Here is a 13,735-nt window from a genome sequence, read left to right on the forward strand (position 1 = left end):
CCTGCCATGGTCGTAGCGTCATCCTGTTTGCCAGGAAATCCCGAGCGAACGAGGATAAGCAGATGATTGATCTCCACTACTGGCCGACGCCGAACGGCAAGAAGGTTTCGATCTTCCTGGAGGAAACGGGCACGCCCTACCGGCTGGTGCCGGTTAATATCGGCCGTGGCGACCAGTTCAAGCCTGATTATCTCAAACTCAACCCCAATCACCGCATGCCTGCCATCGTCGATCACGCGCCTGCCGACGGCGGCGGTCCGTTGAGCGTCTTCGAATCCGGCGCGATCCTCTTCTACCTCGCCGAGAAGACTGGAAAATTCTGGCCGCAGGATCTGCGTGGCAAATACGAGGTCACGCAATGGGTGATCTGGCAGATGGCGAACCAAGGGCCGAAACTCGGCGAGGCCGGTCATTTCCGTCGCCTTGGCGATCGCGAAGGCGATCAGTCCTATGCGGTGCGGCGTTTCACCGACGAAGCCAACCGCCTCTACGGCGTTCTCAACATGCGGCTTCGCGACCGGCGCTACCTTGCCGGTGACGAATTCACCATCGCCGACATCGCCAGCTATCCCTGGACCGTCAGCTGGCAGGCACAGGGTCAGGACATCGACGAGTTCAAGCATTTCAAGCGATGGTTCGAGGAAGTCGGCGCAAGGCCCGGCGTCCAGCGCGGCCTTGCGGTCGGCGCCGATCTCGGCACCGACAACAGCAAGCTCTCCGAAGAGGAACAGGCGCGCATCCGCAAGATCCTCTACAACCAGCGCGCCCTTCCCGTTCCGGATTGAGCACCGGCCCAGATGCCTTGGCGGTCGCAAAAGCTCTTGCACCTGCATCGCGACCAAGGATAACCATATGGTGACAACCGAGCCGGCAGTCAGCCCGAGGCCGGTTCCGGTTTCGCGGCGTTGCAAATCACCTGCCCGAGGGGCCAGGCGGCTTGGGCAGCAGCTGGCGTTGCGACTTGGGGTGTGACAAGCAATGGCAAGACCTGTAATCGGCATCATCGGGAACGCCCGCATCGTCGAAAGCCGCTTCTCGACCCAGCTTGTCGGAGAAAACAATTTGCGAGCCGTGGCCGATGTCGCCGAAGCGTTGCCGCTGATGTTTGCCGGCAATCCTAAACTGGCCGATATCGCGGATCTGCTGGCTGTCGTCGACGGCATTCTGCTGACGGGTGCCAGAGCCAATGTCCATCCCAGCCGATTCAACATGGTGCCGGATCCCAAGCATGAGCCATATGATGAGGATCGTGACGGGCTGGCGCTGCCATTGATCGAAGCCTGTGTTGCGCAAGGCGTTCCTGTTTTCGGCATATGCCGCGGTTTTCAGGAAATGAATGTCGCCGCCGGCGGCTCGCTGCATCCCGAAATCCGGGAATTGCCCGGACGCATGAACCACCGAATGCCGCGCCTGGAAACAGGTGAGATCCATCCCGACCCAGCCATCGTTTTCGGCGATCGACACGACGTTCAGCTCGTTGCGGATGGGATGTTTGCGCGTATCCTCGGCCGGGAGACGATCCGGGTGAATTCCCTGCATGGACAGGGCATCCTCGAACTCGGCGAGAGGGTCGTTGCCGAAGGCATTGCCGAGGACGGGACGATCGAGGCGATAAGGTTCAAGGACGCGCCGGGATTTGCTCTGGGTGTGCAATGGCATGCCGAATACGATCCGCAAACCAACCCTGTTAATCGTGCGCTGTTTCAAGCATTCGGCGATGCGGTGAGAGCCCATCAAGCCATCGCCTAGTCTGATCAGTAAAAAGCCGCCGCGAAGTGCTTTCGCGGCGGCTTGGGGATGGCTTGAAAGCAGTCGTCAGGCCGTCGGCTGCTTGGTCTTCCTGAGATAGGGCAGAACCGTATCGAAGGAACCGAAACGCGTGATCGCGTCTTCGTTGGAAACCGCGGCAGTGATGATGACGTCCTCGCCCTGGTTCCAGTTCGCCGGTGTCGCCACCTGGTGCTTGGCCGTCAGCTGGATGGAATCGATGGCGCGCAGGATCTCATTGAAATTGCGGCCCGTCGTCATTGGATAGGTCAGGATCAGCTTGATCTTCTTATCGGGACCGATGATGAAGACCGAACGCACCGTCGCGTTGTCGGCAGGCGTGCGGCCTTCCGAGCTCTCGCCGGCGCCGGCCGGCAGCATGTCGTAGAGCTTGGCGACCTTGAGGTCCTTGTCACCGATCAAGGGATATTCGACGTCGAAGCCGGTGGCGGTCTTGATGTCGTTCTTCCACTTGGCATGGCTTTCCACAGGATCGACGGAGATGCCGATGATCTTGGCGCCGCGCTTGGAAAACTCCCCGGCCAGGCCGGCCATGGCGCCGAGCTCGGTCGTGCAAACCGGCGTGAAATTCTTTGGATGCGAGAACAATACGGCCCAGCCGTTGCCGATCCAATCATGGAAGCTGATCGGTCCCTGTGTGGTGTCGGCAGTGAAATCGGGGGCAATGTCGTTGATACGTAAGCTCATAGTCGGCCCTCCAAAGCCTTGTGTTAAATGTTGTTCATCCCAATCGAGGTCATGGGATCCGTCCGCCGGAAACGGTTGCTAGATTGCAGTCATCAGGATCGCGCCGGCTTAAGGTAAAAACGTCCCATCCCAGGATTTTCAGTAAGTCATATACCACGATCACCGAAGGCATGCTCTTTCGATTTCCGGCCTGCTCTGGCATTATTTTTCCGGCAAGTCCGCGGGACGACAAGACCGAGGGTTTTTCCATTAGGTCTCGTTCAAGCTGCAGGAGGACCGCCCGCTCGCTCAAGCGGCCTGGATCGATTTGATCCTGTCGATGCCGCCGAGAACAGGCGCGAAATCGTCCCACACACCCTGGGCGCCCTTCTGCCATTCGTCGAAGGCTTCCGGCTTCAACAGCTTTCCGCCATGGCCAAGCGCCGTTTCGACGGATTTGGATTCGTCGTCGACGATCAACTGGTTGAAATAGGCAGCCCCTTCGCTGGAAGCCTGCTGGAACACCGCCTTCTGCTCGTCGTCGAGGCCGGCCCAGAAGGTCGAGGCATAATAAATGACGCCGGATGCCCAGATGTGGCCGGTCTCGGTCATATCGGGCACGACCTCATAGAGCTTGAAGCCGGCATAGGCCGATTTGGTCAGGTCCATCGCGTCGGCGACACCAGTTGCGAGCGCATTATAGGTCTCGGTGATCGGAATGCCGATCGGCGTCGTGCCGAATGCGCTCCAGAGCTTGGTGTGCAACGGGCTCTGGATGACACGGATGCGCTTGCCCTTGAGCTGCTCTGGCCGCGTCACCGGTTCCTTGGTCAGGAGATGGCGGGCGCCGAAATTGATGAAATCGCCGACGACGAAATTCTGCGTCTGCAGTTTCTGCTTGAGATCGGCGCCGACGTCGCCGGCGACGGTTTTGCGGACATGGTCGGCATCGCGGAAGAGGAAGGGCAGATCGAGGATCTGCAGTTCCGGCGCCCAACCGGAGAGCGACGAGACCGTGGAAAGGCCGGCCTGGATGGAGCCGAGGCGCACCCCTTCAGCCACTTCCTTCTCGCCGCCGAGCGCACCGTTCCTGACGATATTGAACTTAAACTGGCCGGGAAGCTTCGCTTCGACCAATTCGCCGATCTTCACCCAGATTTTCGTTTCCGGCTTGTCGTCGCCGAGCAACGAGGCGATCGTGATCGTTGTCGTACGGGCGGCAGCCGTGCGGACGAAGGCGGGCGCTGCAAGCGCCGTTCCGGCGAGAGCTGCGGTCTTCAGGAAATTGCGTCGGTTGAGATTGTCCATGGGGTTGTCCCGTTTACGAGAAGATGATGGCCCAGACGCAGAGGATTGCGAGCGAGACCAGGAGAGCGAGCAGATAGGGAACCACCGCCCGAAAGAGCTCCGAGGCGGGAACGCGCGTGACGCCGCTGACGACGAAGATCAGCATGCCGAGCGGCGGCGTCAGCCCGTGGATCATCAGGTTGACGACGATGATCACCCCGAAGTGGATGGGATCGATGCCGGCGGCAACCGCTGCCGGCAGCAGGATCGGACCGAAGAGCAGGATCGCTGCGCCGATGTCGAGAACGAGGCCGACCACCAGCAGGATGACGTTCGACAGCAGGATGACCGCAAGCGCACTGCCGCCGAGCACCGTCGTCAAATGCGAGATCAGCCCCGACACGTCGTCGACCGCCAGTAGGAAAGCAAAGGGGCCGGCCGTGCCGATGAGGAGGCCGATCGCCGCCGCTTCAACGGCTGCCTGACGGAAGGCGGTATAGAGTGAGACAATGCCGAGCCGCGCGCCGATGCCGAGCAGCAACGTGTAGAAAGCAGCAACTGCTGCGGCTTCCGTGGTGGTGACGATACCGATACGGATGCCGACGACGACGATGACGCCGAGCCCGAAGGCCGGGATTGCCTGGACCGCCGATTGCCAGCGCTGTCTCGCATTTGGGCGTGGCAATGGCACCTGTTCGCTGAGCGTCAGATGGATTGCGACCGCCAGGCATATGGCCATCAACCCGCCGGCAAAGAAGCCGCCGACGAGGAGCGAGCCGACGGAAAGATTGGTGGCCGTCGCAAGGATGAGAAAGGCGATCGACGGCGGGATGACGTTGTCGAGAACCGATGTCGACGCGATGATCGCCGCCGCCTGCGCCTTGGGATAGCCGTGTTTGACCAACTCGGGCTGGAAGGTCGATGCGCCGAAAGCGGCATTTGCGACCGAAGAGCCGGAGGCGCCGGAAAAGAGAACGCTGGTGAGCAGAGTCGTCTGCGCCAACCCGGCCCGGCGATGACCGACCATGGCGGCGGCGAAGCGCACGAGCTGGTTGGCGACACCGGAGGCCGTCAGCAGGCCGCCGGCGAGCAGGAAGAAGGGGATGGCGAGCAGCAGGAATTTCGAGATGCCGGTGACGGTCGCGGAAACGATCGCCGGCTCCGGCAGGCTGCTGCCGAAGGCGATGACGACATAGGCTGCGGCAAGAAAGGCGTGCGGCAGCGGCGCGGCGAGCACAAGCCCGACCGCGGCGATCAGTCCGAGGAAGATGCTTGGCGGCCAGTCGAGATCGAGCGCGACATGTGGGATGCCGGCATAGAGCGCGACACCGACGGAAAGCGAGAGCAAAACCGGCAGGATCCTGCCTTCCGCGATGCGCTGTAGAAGCAGCACGACGAGGATCAGCGCGCCGCCGACGCCGAGGAAACCGAAGCGGATCCATTCCGGCACGCCGAGCGTCGGCGAGACGCCGCCGAGCATCGTCATGATCTCGGTGCCGCCGAAGCTCAGGATCAGCGCCGAAAGCACGGTGAAGACATCGGCGCCGATCGGCGTGACCTTCTGCAGGCTTTCCGGCAGCATTTTGACGAAGACGTCGAGGCGCATGGCAAGCGCGCTGTTGAGGCTCATCGGCGCGCCGAGCGCGATCAGACCCACATGCAGCCAGATACCGAGATCCTCGGCGCCGATGAAGCCGGCGCTGAAGAAATAACGCAGGCAGACGGTGACCAGGACCATGGAGAGCAGCACCGCGAGAACGAGTGCCGCGGCAATGCCGAGAACCGCTTCGATCACCCTCAAGGCGCGCGCGGCAAGTCCGTCATCCAGAGCAGTCCGTTCGATCGGATGAAATTCGCTGGTGGCCACAAAACGTACCTTCTGACTTCCCTGCTGACATCGAGCCGCGGCAGCTCCTTTTCGCCGAAACGATAGGTTTCCTCAAGCAGCGGATGCTGGAAAAGATGAAAGTATCGACAACGGCCGATCAGGCCGGCTTCTGGCGGCCATAGAGCAGGAGCATGCCGATGATGACGGCGCCGTAGATGAGCTGGCGGCCGGCCTCCTCGATCTGCATCACCGAGAGGATGGATTGCAGTAGCGTGATCAGGATGACGCCCGCCACCGTTCCGAGGTAGGAACCCTTGCCGCCGAGCACATGCGTGCCACCGAGAACGACGGCCGCGATCGACGGCAGCAGATAGGCGTCGCCCATGGACTGCGATGCCTTCGACGCATAACCCGCCAACAGAACGCCGCCGAGCGCGCTCAACCCTCCTGAGATGACGAAGGCCAGAAGCGTGATCCGGCGGGTGTCGATACCGGACATGTAAGCGGCGCGCTCGCGGTTTCCGATGGCGTAAAGGGATCGGCCGAAGGTCGTGCGCGTCAACGTGAAGACCGCAGCCAAGCCGACGCAGAGCCAGACGAGAACGCCGTTCGGAAGTCCCGGAATGGTGTAGCCGGTGGCCAGGAACCGCATGGCCGGCGAGGCCGAATCTTGCGGGGAGAAGCCGCCGGTGTAGACGACCATCAGTCCTTGCGCGACGGCATTGGTCGCCAGCGTGATGATCATCGAGGGAATGCGGAGATAGGCGACCGCCAGGCCGTTGACGAGACCGATCGCAGCGCCGCAGAAGATGCCGAAGGGGATCGCCAGAACCGAGCCGGTCGTGCCGTAAGCGGTCGCGGCGCAGGCCATCATCGCGCCTGACGTCACTACCCAAGGCACCGACAGGTCGATCTGGCCGAGCAGGATGACCGCCATCATGCCGGTGGCGATGACGCCGAGGAACGAGGCCACCTTCAGCTGCTGCAGCAGATAATCCGGCGACAGGAAATTCGGCGAATAGATCGATCCGGCGAGCAGAAGCAGAATGATGCATCCGAAGGCGGTCGCCACCGCCGGATCGATGCCGCGCAGGCGCGTGGGAATTCGAAGCTGCCGCATGGAGGATGCGTCCTCGCTCATTGAAACCACTCCAATCGATTGCGGACCCTGGAAAGACCGATGCAGCCGATGCCGATCGCCAGCATCAAAACCACACCCTGGAACAGCGGCTGCCAAAGCGGATCGAAATCGAAGACGAAGAGCAGGTCGCCGATCGTACGAAAGGCCAAAGCTCCGAAGACAGCGCCGACGGCGCTTCCCTTGCCCCCCGCAAGGGAAACGCCGCCGAGCACCACCGCCGCGATCGAATAGAGCGTGTAGGCGTTGCCGCTCGCAAACGCCGCTTCGCCGGTATAGGAGAAAAAGGTGAGATAAAGCCCGCCGATCGCCGACAGTAGTCCGCCCAGCGCATAGGCCGTCAATTTCGCCCGCTTGACGGGCATTGCCGACATATAGGCGGCGTTCTCAGCCGACCCCACCGCATAGGCCGCCCTGCCGATCGCCGAGCGGCTGAACGGCACCCAGATGACGACAATCACGGCGAGAAGCACGACGAGGCTTGCCGGAACGACTCCTAGGAGTTTCGAGGTAAAGGCATCGGCCAGATCCTCGTTGACAGAACCGCCGGGTGTCGGTCGCAGCAGGAGCGCCAGCCCGTAGAAGATCGCGCTGGTCGCGATCGTCGCCACGATAGGCTGCAGCCGGCCGAAGATGATGATGAGCCCGTTCAGCATGCCGCAGCCGAGCCCGGCGAGCAGCACGACGACGACACCCGCTCCGGTTTGCAACGGCGTGCCAACGACCAGCCAGGAGGCAAGGCAATTGCAGAGCACAAGAACCATGCCGGCTGAGAGATCGATGCCGGCGGTGATGACGACCAAGCACTGCGCCATGGCGACGAAGGCGAGCAGCGTCGCCTTGTTCGAAGCCGTCTGCACGACGTTGGGCGTGAAGCCCGCCGGGTGGTTCGAGACATAGAGGGCGAACATGGCGACGAAGAGGAGTGCGGCAAACAGCGTTCCCTTCTGCTGCGCATACCAGAACCGCCGGTTGCCGGAAGCATGCTTGTTCATGGGGCAATCCTTTGCGCTACGTGGTCGCCGGCGATGTTGAGAGCTGCGCCGATCAGTTCGTGCTCGTTGATCTCGGCGCCTTCGAGCTCGCGGATGATGCGGCCGTCGTACATGACGAGCACGCGGTCGCAGCAGCCGATCAGTTCATCGTAGTCGGTGGAATAGAAGATGATCGCCGCGCCCGCATCGGCAAGCTTGTGCAGCAGCAGATAGATTTCCTGCTTGGTGCCGACGTCGATGCCGCGCGTCGGATCGTTGAGCAGGATGATACGCGGCCGGTTCATCAGCCATTTGGCGATAACCACCTTCTGCTGGTTACCGCCGGATAGTGCGGCAACGGGCATGTCGATCGTCGCGGCCTTGATCGCCAACAGCTTGAACAGATCGTCGATCTCGCGTCGTTCGGCCGCCCGATCGATGACGCCGTTGCGCGAGACGCGGTCGAGGGCTGCAATCGACAGGTTCTCGCGCACCGTCATCGGCAGCATCAGCCCCTCGGTCTTCCGGTCCTCGGGGATCAGCGCCATGGATATGCCGCCGGACTTGGCATCACGGGGGCTTTTCAGCGTCACCGGCCTGCCGTCGATCGCGACTTCGCCCTTCACGTCGCGCAGCACGCCGAAGAGGGCCAGCAGCAATTCGCGCTGCCCCTGCCCGTCTAGCCCGCCGACGCCGATGATCTCGCCGGGCCTGATATCGAAAGTGATGCCAGAAAGCCGGTCACCCCAGGAAAGGTCGAGGCAGGAAAGGACCGGTTTTTGCTCTCCGCGATGGGCCGGCTTCGGCGGAAAGACATTGCTGTATTCGCGGCCGATCATCAGTTCAACCACCTGCTGGTCGGTCTTCGTGCCGGCCGGATAGGATTCGATGCTGCGGCCGTTGCGGAAGACCGTGCACTCATCCGCCAGCTGGGCAATTTCGTGCATGCGGTGGGAGATGTAGATCAGCGCCATTCCCTCGGCGCGCAGGCGCTTCAACACGGCAAAGACCTTTTCGACATCCGATTGCGTCAGCGCCGAGGTCGCCTCGTCGAGGATCATCAGCCGTGGCTTGCGGGCAAGCGCCTTGGCAATCTCGACCATCTGCCGCCGGGACAGGGGTAGATCCTTGACCAAGGCGGACGGATGAATGTCGGAGGCACCGGCGCGCGCCAGCGCTTCCTCGGCGATCCGCCGTTGCCGGCGCCGGTCTATCATGCCGAATCTCAGCGGCGGATTGCTGATGACGATGTTGTCGGCGACGGAGAGGTCGGGGATCAGCGAAAGCTCCTGGAAGACGCAGACGATGCCCGCCGCATTGGCGGCGGCCGGCGAGGCGAAGGCGATCTCCTTGCCGTCGAGCAGCATGCGTCCTTCATCTGGCGCCACGACGCCCGCCATGATCTTGATCAGCGTCGATTTGCCGGCGCCGTTCTCGCCAAGGACGGCATGGATCGCTCCCGGCCGGATGGCGATATCGGCATCCTTAAGCGCGACAGCACCGCCATAGCGTTTCGATATGCCTTCCGTGCGGAAAAGCGGTTCGGACAAGGTCATGCGTCCACCCTCCATTCGGTCTATCACCTTGGAGATTGCGGGTGCAAACACCCGCAATCAGATCCGGAGGACGGCTGCTATTGGTTCTCTTTGGACTGCCCCATGATTTCCTGAGCGCTGAAATTGATGCCGCAGGTGGGGAAGGAATTGCCTACGAAGAAGTTGTCGGACTGGGTGGGATAGTAATCCTCACCTTCCTTGAAATCAGGATCCGAAACAATCGCGGTCGGCAGCTTGACGGCCTGCGGCACGACCTGACCCTCGAGTGCTGCGATCGCCGTCTTGATGGCGACGGCGACCTGGGCCGGGCCAGTGCCGGCGGACGAGCACTTCAGGCCGTCGGCGGCATGGGCAGCGCAGAATTTGCGGAAGCCATTTTCCGTCTCACCGCCGAAGGGCACGAAGGGATGTTTGGCATCGATCATCGCCTGCACGACGCCGGTATCGCCGCCCTGCGCAGTGATGCCATCGAACGGGCCGTTGGTGGCGATCGCGTCAGCCGTCGCCTTCTGGGCAACACCGTCATCCCATTTTCCGACGACCTCGGTTACCGTGAACTTCTTCCCCGAGGCGTCCAGGGTTTCGTGGATGCCGTTGTGGCGATCCGTATCGACCGAGGTGCCGGCGACGCCACGCACTTCCAGCACCTTGCCGCCGCTCGGCAGATGTTTCACCAGCCAGTCGGCCCAGAGGACGCCGAGACCCTTCTGGTCGACGTTGACGTTGATCGCGTCCTTGGTATCGAGGATGTTGTCGAAGGCGACGAGAATGACACCGGCCTCCTTGGCGCGCTTGATCACCGGCCCGAAAGCGGTCGGGTTCTGCGCATTGACGACGATGGCATCATAACCGGCATCGATGAAGTTGTTGATGGCGGAAATCTGCGCCGGCACATCCTCGCCTGTCGAGACGACCTTGAACTCCTTCAGCTTGGCTGCGACGTCGGGCTGGGCGGCATAGGCCTTGGCTGTCTGCACCATCTGGATTCGCCAGGTATTGGCGATGTAACCGTTGGCGAGCGCGATGCGATAGGGGCCGTCCTTCTTTGGATATTGCAGGAACTGCGTGTCGGCGGACCACGGCACCATGCAGCCGGGCTCGGCGGCCGGGCCGGACACGACCTTCGGTTCCGCGCTGGCCGCGCCGCAGAGCAGGGCAAGCGCGGACACGGAAAACGCGGCAATGCGAGCCGACTTGGCTTCTTTCACCTTAAACATGAATGTTCTCCTCCTCAGGCGGTCCGAGCCGCCTCTCCTATGCTTTGATTTGCATACTTGGTCCCGGAAGGTTCCACCCCGTCCCTTTCCGGTACAATTTTAGGTTAACATAGTTGACAGCGCTGTCAAATCGTATGTTCTAGCGCTATCAGCAACAGCAATGAGAAAATATTCTCTGTTTTTAAAGAATATGACAATCAATATTCTGGGACGAGTGGCGGGACTTGCATGCGGCGGATAACACTTGATGACGTGGCAAGTCTTGCCGGGGTCAGCCCGATCACGGTTTCGAGGGTGCTGCGCAAGCCCGATGCGGTCTCGCCAGGCCTGCGGCTGCGCGTCGATGCCGCCGTCAAGGAACTCGGCTATGTGCCGAATATTGCCGCGAGCCGCCTCGCCTCCTCGCGCACGCATGCGATCGGCGTCATCGTTCCGACCCTCTACAACGTTATCTTCGCAGAATATCTGTTTGCGCTTCACGAGGTGCTGGTCGCCGCCGGCTTCCAGGTGATCGTCGTCAACAGCCGCTATTCCGAGATCGAGGAGGAAAACGCCATCAAGGCATTACTCGGGCAAAGGGTGGAGGCGATCATCATCGCCGGCACTCATCACACGCCGCTCTCTCGTCAGCTTCTCGCCCAGGCTCGTCTGCCCGTTGTCGAGACCTTCGAGCTTTCTCCAAACCCGATCGACCTCAACATCGGCATGTCGCAGGAGCATGCCGGGCAGACGGCGACGCAGCACCTGATCGAACGGGGTTTCCGCCGGATCGCCTTCCTGACCGGCAATCTCGACCACCGCGCCCAGTCGCGTTTCGACGGCTACCGGCTGGCGATGCAGGAGGCGGAGCTGCTGAATCTGGAGATCATCGCCGAGAGGCCACGCCATAGCTACGTGGCACTCGGCTCCGACCTCTTCGCCATGACGCATGAACGTGGCGACGTGCCCGAGGCGATCTTCTGCACTGACGACAATCTGGCGCTCGGTGCCATGCAGGAATGCCGCAAACGCGGCATCCGTGTGCCCGATGACATCTCGATCATCGGATTTCACGACCTGGAATTCGCCGCCTGCGCCGCACCCTCCCTCTCCTCGATCGCGACTAGGCGTTTCGAAACCGGAAAACTCGCGGCCGAAAGGGTGCTTGCCGCGTTGAATTCCTCCGTGGTATCAAGGTCCGAGCAGATCGACCTCGGCTTCGCCTTGATTCCGCGCGAAAGCACGGCAATCTGATCATATATTGTGCATACTTAGTTTTTGCACACTTATCAGGCTGGCGCGCTTGCCAATATTGCTGCAGTGCGTCATGAATAGAACAATGACGCATCTCGATCTGACAATTCTGGTGATCGACGAAAATGCCATTCGCGCCTCCATCATCGAAGAAGGACTGCGCGAGGCAGGGCATACGCGCGTCACCGTGGTTCATGAGGTCAACGGCATCGCGCAGATCATCGAAACGCTGATGCCCGACGTGATCATCATCGATATCGAGAATCCCAACCGCGACATGATGGAGCATCTGTTCCAGCTGACGCGCACGGTCAGCCGCCCGATCGCCATGTTCGTCGATCGCTCCGACACAGCCTCGATCGAGGCAGCTGTCGATGCCGGGGTCTCGGCCTATATCGTCGACGGATTGAAGAAGGAACGCGTCAAACCAATCCTCGACATGGCCGTCAGCCGCTTCAATGCCTTCAACCGCCTACGGCGGGAGCTTGCCGATGCCCGCTCCGCGCTCGAGGAACGCAAGCTCATCGAGCGCGCCAAAGGCATATTGATGAAGATGCGCGGCCTGTCGGAGGAAGAGGCTTTCGCCCTGCTGCGCCAGACAGCGATGAACGAAAAGAAGAAGATGTCGGAAATCGCCCAGAGCGTCGTCACTGCCGCGGGGCTGTTGATGTAATGGCCGACCTGATGAATTTCCGGAGGAAACCGGAGTGGATATGATGACAACGACCTCCAACTCCGGCGGCGACATGCCCTCGCCCGTGCGGGTGAACAACGAAGGGCCGAAAGTACTGCGGGCCGGTTTCATTCCGCTCGTCGATGCATCGGTGCTGATTGCGGCGGCGGAATTCGGCTTCGCGCGGAAGGAAGGCCTGACGCTCGATCTCGTCAAGGACGTCTCCTGGGCGAATGTGCGCGACCGCCTGGCATTCCGCCAGTTCGACATTGCCCACATGCTGTCGCCGATGCCGGTGGCCTCCATGCTCGGTCTCGGCTCCAATCCCTCGCCGACGATCACGCCGTTTTCGCTGGGGCGCGGCGGCAATGCGATCACGCTGTCGACGCGGCTCTTCGACAGGATGCGGGATGACGCGGGATTGCAGGAAACGGCAAGCGCGCTCGACAATGCCCGCGCCCTGGCAAAAACATTGGCGGCAATGAGGGCGCGCGGCGAGCCGCTGCCGACTTTCGGGGTCACCTATCCCTTCTCCTCGCACAATTACGAATTCCGCTACTGGCTGGCAGCCGGCGGCATCGATCCCGACAAGGACGTCAAGCTCGTGGTCGTGCCGCCGCCCATGACTTCGGATGCACTGGCAGCCGGTGCGATCGACGGTTTCTGCGTCGGCGCGCCGTGGAACATGGTCGCTTCGGAGCGCGGCGTCGGCCGCATCGTCGCCGCCAAGCAGGACATCTGGCCGTCGGCGCCGGAAAAGGTAATCGGCATGCGGCCGGATTGGGCGGAAAGCCATCCGGAAACCGTTTCCAGGCTAATCGTGGCGCTCGACGCGGCAGCCCGCTGGTGCGACCGGCCGGAAAATCATGACGCGCTGGCGGCAGCTCTTGCCGACCCGCGCTATATCGCTGCCCCCGTCGAGATCATTCGGCGTGTACTCGCCGGCGAATTCAGCCTCGACGCAAAAGGTAACCGCCGCATCATCACCGATTATTTCATGTTCCATTCCGGCTTCGCCAATTATCCCCGACCAAGCCATGCGCTGTGGATTTACAGCCAGATGATCCGCTGGGGACAGGCCGAGGTCAGCCTTAACATGGCCAGGGCCGCAGCATCCGCCTACCGCCCGGATCTCTATCGCACGGCTCTCGGCGACGACAACGCACCGCAAGATGCCGATATCCGCATCGAAGGCAGTGACGAGGGCGACCGTTTCATGGACGGCCACGTCTTCGACCCCGCGAGGCTGCCGGACTATGTCGCAGGTTTTGCCGTCAAAAGCGCCCTCCCCTTCGATTGTCGCGACGAGGTATAACCGATGCCGGCCTGCACAAAACGCCAGCACGCATCTGCCCGCCTCACGACAAGCGCACAA

Annotated in this window: 13 protein-coding genes; 5 read left to right on the forward strand and 8 right to left on the reverse strand. The window is 61.7% G+C overall.

Annotation, left to right across the window (positions count from 1 at the left end; translation table 11 throughout):
- Window positions 1-62: 62 nt before the first annotated feature.
- Window positions 63-785, forward strand: coding sequence for a glutathione binding-like protein (locus tag ACS4RR_RS16100; RefSeq protein ID WP_260058259.1), 723 nt, complete (start codon window positions 63-65; stop codon window positions 783-785).
- Window positions 786-978: 193 nt separating this feature from the next.
- Window positions 979-1,749, forward strand: a complete 771-nt coding sequence (locus ACS4RR_RS16105; RefSeq protein ID WP_222252827.1) for a gamma-glutamyl-gamma-aminobutyrate hydrolase family protein — start codon at window positions 979-981, stop codon at window positions 1,747-1,749.
- Between the two features lie 66 nt (window positions 1,750-1,815).
- Here the strand turns inward: ACS4RR_RS16105 and ACS4RR_RS16110 are convergent, their stop codons facing one another.
- The 8 genes from ACS4RR_RS16110 to ACS4RR_RS16145 all read right to left on the reverse strand — a co-directional run bounded on the left by ACS4RR_RS16110 (window position 1,816) and on the right by ACS4RR_RS16145 (window position 10,454).
- Complete coding sequence (locus ACS4RR_RS16110) at window positions 1,816-2,475, reverse strand: peroxiredoxin (RefSeq protein WP_017964008.1); 660 nt, start codon at window positions 2,473-2,475, stop codon at window positions 1,816-1,818.
- Between the two features lie 49 nt (window positions 2,476-2,524).
- Entirely contained in the window at window positions 2,525-2,725 is a 201-nt protein-coding gene (locus ACS4RR_RS16115) for a hypothetical protein (RefSeq protein WP_222383993.1), read from the reverse strand.
- 38 nt (window positions 2,726-2,763) lie between these two features.
- On the reverse strand, window positions 2,764-3,762 hold the full coding sequence (locus ACS4RR_RS16120) for a TRAP transporter substrate-binding protein (RefSeq protein ID WP_260110711.1): 999 nt from the start codon (window positions 3,760-3,762) through the stop codon (window positions 2,764-2,766).
- Window positions 3,763-3,775: 13 nt separating this feature from the next.
- On the reverse strand, window positions 3,776-5,608 hold the full coding sequence (locus ACS4RR_RS16125; RefSeq protein WP_456189015.1) for a TRAP transporter large permease: 1,833 nt from the start codon (window positions 5,606-5,608) through the stop codon (window positions 3,776-3,778).
- 118 nt (window positions 5,609-5,726) lie between these two features.
- A complete protein-coding gene (locus tag ACS4RR_RS16130) occupies window positions 5,727-6,710 on the reverse strand; it encodes an ABC transporter permease (RefSeq protein WP_260110709.1) in 984 nt (327 codons plus the stop codon).
- A complete protein-coding gene (locus ACS4RR_RS16135) occupies window positions 6,707-7,702 on the reverse strand; it encodes an ABC transporter permease (RefSeq protein WP_456189016.1) in 996 nt (331 codons plus the stop codon). The genes ACS4RR_RS16130 and ACS4RR_RS16135 overlap by 4 nt, the downstream gene beginning before the upstream one ends.
- Window positions 7,699-9,237, reverse strand: a complete 1,539-nt coding sequence (locus ACS4RR_RS16140; protein ID WP_222290539.1) for a sugar ABC transporter ATP-binding protein — start codon at window positions 9,235-9,237, stop codon at window positions 7,699-7,701. Before ACS4RR_RS16140 ends, ACS4RR_RS16135 begins: the two co-directional genes overlap by 4 nt.
- Window positions 9,238-9,314: 77 nt before the next feature.
- Window positions 9,315-10,454, reverse strand: coding sequence for a sugar ABC transporter substrate-binding protein (locus ACS4RR_RS16145; RefSeq protein ID WP_456189017.1), 1,140 nt, complete (start codon window positions 10,452-10,454; stop codon window positions 9,315-9,317).
- A gap of 228 nt (window positions 10,455-10,682) precedes the next feature.
- Here ACS4RR_RS16145 and ACS4RR_RS16150 point away from each other — a divergent pair, with 228 nt between their 5' ends.
- From ACS4RR_RS16150 to ACS4RR_RS16160, 3 genes are all read left to right on the forward strand, one after another.
- Window positions 10,683-11,687: a LacI family DNA-binding transcriptional regulator gene (locus tag ACS4RR_RS16150; protein WP_260110706.1), complete on the forward strand. Its 1,005-nt coding sequence runs from the start codon at window positions 10,683-10,685 to the stop codon at window positions 11,685-11,687.
- A gap of 85 nt (window positions 11,688-11,772) precedes the next feature.
- The gene (locus tag ACS4RR_RS16155; protein ID WP_456190147.1) at window positions 11,773-12,360 is read left to right on the forward strand and encodes an ANTAR domain-containing response regulator; all 588 of its coding nucleotides are present in this window, start codon (window positions 11,773-11,775) and stop codon (window positions 12,358-12,360) included.
- A gap of 34 nt (window positions 12,361-12,394) precedes the next feature.
- Complete coding sequence (locus ACS4RR_RS16160; RefSeq protein ID WP_456189018.1) at window positions 12,395-13,675, forward strand: CmpA/NrtA family ABC transporter substrate-binding protein; 1,281 nt, start codon at window positions 12,395-12,397, stop codon at window positions 13,673-13,675.
- The last annotated feature ends 60 nt before the right edge of the window (window positions 13,676-13,735 follow it).

Source organism: Rhizobium zaerense (assembly GCF_051810725.1).
GTDB lineage: Bacteria > Pseudomonadota > Alphaproteobacteria > Rhizobiales > Rhizobiaceae > Rhizobium > Rhizobium leguminosarum_I.